Consider the following 5,092-nt stretch of genomic DNA (forward strand, 5'->3'; position numbering starts at 1 on the left):
ATACTTTCGGGATCCCACCTGGCTGGCATTGCTGGAACTGGACAACACTCTGTTGCCTGCCCCCTCACACATTACGTTAAAGCACTGTCTTGAGCAGTCAGTCTTTAATCAGCTGGGCAAGCTTAGTATCAGCAAACAAGTGCAGGTGTTAAACACGCAGCCGCGAATAAGCCGTTTTTTAGAACTAGCGGCGGGTAACATCAGTCGCCAGCAGCTCCCGGTTAGCCAGTTACGGCACGCCATAACGATGCTCGGTCAGGATGCCTTAAGTGATTGGGTTGCTCAGGCAGAGTTATCTCAGTATTGTCAGCAACAGGCTCATCCCCACCATCACTGGCTTGAACAACTGCAACAGTGTCTGACAGCGGCGTTGCTACTGATAAGCGAAGCCGCACAGCGGCCATTGGCACAGTGTATTGCCGGGCTGATATCACGTTGCGCCAGCGTAAGTTTGTGGCAACATGCGGCTTTGGGCCAACTGCCACTGGCAAAGCACGTGCAGCAAAACCTACTGCTTGGCCTGCATATTCAGCGACATATCTGGCAAAGCAAAACCTATCCGATCCAGTTAAAGGCGTTGTTTCAGCATTACCAGCATCCTGACTGGGCAACTGCTATGCAAGACTGGCATAGTAACCTGCCGTCATCATTAACCTTGTTGCTTAACATAAGCTGGCAACTAACCCTGGCAGTATTTTGCGTCGCGGATACTAATAGCCAACGCCTTTCGGCTTTGCTAGCAGCGGGCTGTGCCAAGCTTAACCTGCCCAATCGTCCGGCCGAACACTGGCAGCAACAGTTAATCGCAGCCAGCCACTGTTACTATCCATTACCTGAAATCTAGTTTTATTACACCATTCACCACCGTTATAGTCACTATAACACCATATACTATGGTAACTTTTCACCAAACTGGCGAAATTTGGCTAAAACTGCTATATTCCGGCGGTTCCAGGCGGCTAGCGTCTGCCCGTATTTCCCCTTTTAAACCCTGAGGATCCACATGAGTAAGCAAACCATTACTGTCATTAAAGGTGATGGCATCGGCCCGAGCATTGTTGAGGCCGCCATTGAAGTGTTAACCAAAGCCGGTTGTGATTTTGACTACGAATATGTTGAAGCCGGGCTAACGGCCCTGGAGCAAACGGGCGAGTTGTTACCACAAACCACTCTGGATGCGATTGCCCGTAATAAAATCACCCTGAAGGGCCCGTTAACGACCCCGGTAGGTGACGGCTTTACCTCAATTAACGTTACTTTACGCAAGCAGTTTAGTTTATATGCCAACGTGCGACCGGTGATCTCATTTAAAGGCACCAAGGCTCGCTACGAGAATATTGATATTATTACCATTCGCGAAAATACCGAAGGTATGTATTCTGGTCATCGTCAGCAAGTGTCGGAAGATGGCCTGATTGCCGAAGCCAGCAGTATTATCACCCGAGAAGGCGCTGAGCGCATTGCCGTATTTGCTTTTGAAACGGCTCGCCGTGAAAATCGTAAAAAAGTGACGATTGTCCACAAAGCTAATATCCTGAAATCAACCTCAGGTTTGTTCTTAAAAACAGCCCGCGAAGTCGCAGCACGTTACCCCGATATTGACGCTCAGGAAATGATTGTTGACAACGCCTGCATGCAGTTAGTGATGAACCCGCAGCAATTTGACGTTATTGTTACCACTAACCTGTTCGGTGATATTTTATCAGACTTATGTGCCGGTTTAGTTGGCGGCCTGGGGATGGCACCTGGTGCCAACATTGGTAAAGAGTGCGCTATTTTTGAAGCCGTGCACGGTAGTGCCCCGGATATTGCCGGTAAAAATCTGGCGAACCCAAGCTCGGTTATTCTGGCGTCAATTCAAATGCTGGAATACCTGCAAATGCAGGACAAAGCAGAGAAAATTCGTGCTGCACTAGCCGATGTTATTGCCAGTGGTGACAGAACCACCCGCGATTTAGGTGGTAGTTTTGGTACCACTGACTTTACCGCCGCCATGTTAGAAAGGTTATAATCGTTTTTTAAGCAGAAATAGCCGCCAGCAGGTGGCTATTTTTTTAGCGGTCAGTGTGCAGGAGCTAAAATGAACGAGCAACAAAACAACCCGTTACATGGTATCAAGCTGGAGCAAGTTGTCACCGCTTTGGTTGATCATTACGGCTGGCCGGAACTGGCTAACCGGATTGATATTAACTGCTTTAAAGTAAACCCGTCAGTAAAAAGCAGTCTGAAGTTTTTACGCCGCACCCCCTGGGCCCGCGAAAAAACCGAGACGCTGTTTATCGCCACTAAATTTAAGCAGTTATAGCTTTTAACGTTTTGCAGGAACCTCTGACGCTCTCAAACTATCACAATTAAGCTCACTTTAAATTACTTAATAACCACTAATAATTCATAAATGTGCGTAATCGCTACAAATTTTCTGTTTATTCATCTCAGTTTAAAAATACCCCCAGTGCGCCTTACTCATTATCCAGCAAATTTTCTGTCAGAGTTTTTTACAGGTTTTGATATTTAAAACGGTTAAATAGTAAACAAATCAGAATAAACAATCACTTAGTTTGATGGCGCGATTATTGCCTTATCTGATATCAGCAACCCTCTGGTCAATATAAAAAGCCACAAAAAAAATTAATTAATTTTTAACATTAATAGCACTTTTAGGTATGCAGAACTTGCTGCTTCTAATAACTAGCTACCCCGTGTTGTACCGACAGTATCTGAAGATAATTTGGCTGCGCAACCTGAAATCGTAATGATGTAAATGGGAGAAGCAAATGAAATTCAAAAAATACCTCTTAGGTATTGCTCTATCAACGGCACTGGCGAGTGTCTATGCAAATGCAGATGCATCGCCATATATTATTCAGGTTGATGCCAGCAAACTTGCCGCAGCGGATACTGCTCCACCTGCTTTAGCCGCGTCGGGTATGTATATCGTTGAGCTGAAAGGCGCCACAGCGATTAATATGGCCACCAAGCTTGGCGAACTTATTCCTAGTAACCAAATGGTGATGAGCGTTGGTAATAATTACAATGCCAAATCGCCGAAAATTGAAGCTTACGTTGCGGCAGTAAAAGCCAAGCAAGCAGCAGTTGCAGCCGAAATTGGTGCAATAAAAGTGCTGCATAGCTACGCACATACCTTTAATGGGTTCTCCGCCCGTTTATCACCCGCGCAACTCAAAGCCATAAGCAAGCACCCTGATGTTGCTGCAGTTTATCCAGATGAAGTTCATCAGCTACACACCGCCAATACACCAACCTTTTTGGGTTTAGTTAATGATGCTGGTACTGGCTTACATGATAGTGGCGTTTTAGGGGAAGACGTTATTGTTGGTATTTTAGACTCTGGTGTTTGGCCAGAAAACCCCTCGTTCAGTGATGCAGCGACTAGCCCAGCAAATACTTACGGCCCTGCGCCAGCGGGATGGGCGGGTGAATGTAACGTCGGTAGCGTTGGTTCGTTTGTTGATGAAAGTGGCACAGTCATTTATGACGACTCTACCGCTCCTGCAGACGAGTTCACTTGTAACAATAAACTGATTGGCGCACGCTATTTCGGTAGCACCTTCTCAAGCGTTTATGAAATGCAGTTTAGCCTAGGCGCTTTTGCTTCAGCCAGAGACGACGATGGTCACGGCAGCCACACCGCATCTACTGCAGCAGGTAACGCAGGCGTAACAGCGGTGTTAGGCGGGGCTGAAGTAGGTGTACTATCAGGTATTGCGCCCCGGGCCCGGGTAGCGGCTTATAAGGTATGCTGGAACGCCAATTATGAGGCCCCTACAGGGCCTGAGCGCGGATGCTTTTTTGGGGACAGCTTAGCAGCGATAGACCAGGCCGTTGTTGATGGTGTCGACGTATTAAACTACTCGATTGGTAATTCTCAGGCGATTAATACGCCGGTATATAACGCATCGCTTAGTGCGGCTAACGCCGGCGTATTCTTTGCAGCGTCTGCGGGTAACAGCGGACCAACAGCGGCGACAGTCAGTAATATTGCGCCCTGGATTGCGACGGTTGCAGCGTCAACCTATGACGGTACTTCAGCAGTGATAGGTACTGCCCTTGATGTAAACTCCGGCAGCCTGGCACCAAGTTCGTTGTTCGCTGTACCAAGTGCAATTGGTACGCCAGTTCCGGAAGCTGGCTTAAGTGCTGACTTAGCACTGGCAAACCCAATATTAGCATGTGGACCGCTAGCGAATGATTTAACAGGCAAAATTGCACTTATCTCTCGTGGTAGTTGTGCGTTCACTGACAAGTTAAATAATGCCGCCGCCGCCGGCGCTATCGGTGCCGTGGTATACAACAACTCCCCCGGGGCGCCATTTGCGATGGGCGGCTCTCCGGTTGGCATTCCGGGCGTCATGATTTTCCAGACCGACGGCGCTTTATTAACAGACAGTGTTAACAACAGCACGACCAATATCACTCTGACAAACCGAGCGCAGGCAACAGAAGCGACTGAAGTGGGTAATATCATGGCTGGCTTCTCGTCACGCGGTGTGAATACCCAGACTGGCGATATCCTTAAGCCTGACATTACTGCTCCGGGTGTTCGTATTTTAGCGGCGTCCAGCCCACAGCAGTTGCAATTCGGTGGCAACCCACAAGGTGAAAACTTTGCCTACCTGCAAGGTACATCCATGTCCAGCCCGCATATTGCTGGTATGGCGGCACTGTTGGCCGGTCAATATCCAACCTGGACTCCTGCGCAAATCAAATCCGCTATTATGACAACAGCACGTCAGAATATTGTGAAAGAAAATGGTACCACACCTGCTGATCCGTTTGATTTTGGTGCCGGCCATGTTGCGCCTGCGCCTTCATTAAATCCGGGCCTGGTCTATAGCGCAAACTTAGGTGATTATCTGGGATTCTTGTGTGGACAAGGCGAAGCGGGTTTAGTCTCTTCTGCCAGATTTGGCGCAGACTGTACCGACATTGCTAACGCCGGTTTTGCTACTGACGCCAGTCAATTGAACTACCCATCAATAGCGATTGCTGAGCTTGCGGGTAGTGAAACCATTTCGCGTACGGTAACTGATGTAACAGGTAGCGGTGGTACGTATAATGTCGTGGTTGATCC

At 48.1% G+C, this 5,092-nt stretch carries 4 protein-coding genes; all 4 read left to right on the forward strand.

Features of this window, described 5'->3' with window-relative positions; all coding sequences use genetic code 11:
* Positions 1-844, forward strand: an 844-nt coding sequence (locus ABY802_RS15705; RefSeq protein WP_372628067.1) for a hypothetical protein, incomplete at its 5' end; no start/stop codon positions are given.
* Positions 845-1,003: 159 nt separating this feature from the next.
* A complete protein-coding gene (locus ABY802_RS15710) occupies positions 1,004-2,011 on the forward strand; it encodes an isocitrate dehydrogenase (RefSeq protein ID WP_372628068.1) in 1,008 nt (335 codons plus the stop codon).
* 69 nt (positions 2,012-2,080) lie between these two features.
* A complete protein-coding gene (locus ABY802_RS15715) occupies positions 2,081-2,305 on the forward strand; it encodes a VF530 family DNA-binding protein (protein WP_372628069.1) in 225 nt (74 codons plus the stop codon).
* Positions 2,306-2,774: 469 nt separating this feature from the next.
* The coding region (locus ABY802_RS15720; RefSeq protein ID WP_372628070.1) for a S8 family serine peptidase at positions 2,775-5,092 on the forward strand (2,318 nt) is incomplete at its 3' end.

This window comes from Arsukibacterium sp. (assembly GCF_041616895.1).
Classification (GTDB): domain Bacteria; phylum Pseudomonadota; class Gammaproteobacteria; order Enterobacterales; family Alteromonadaceae; genus Alishewanella.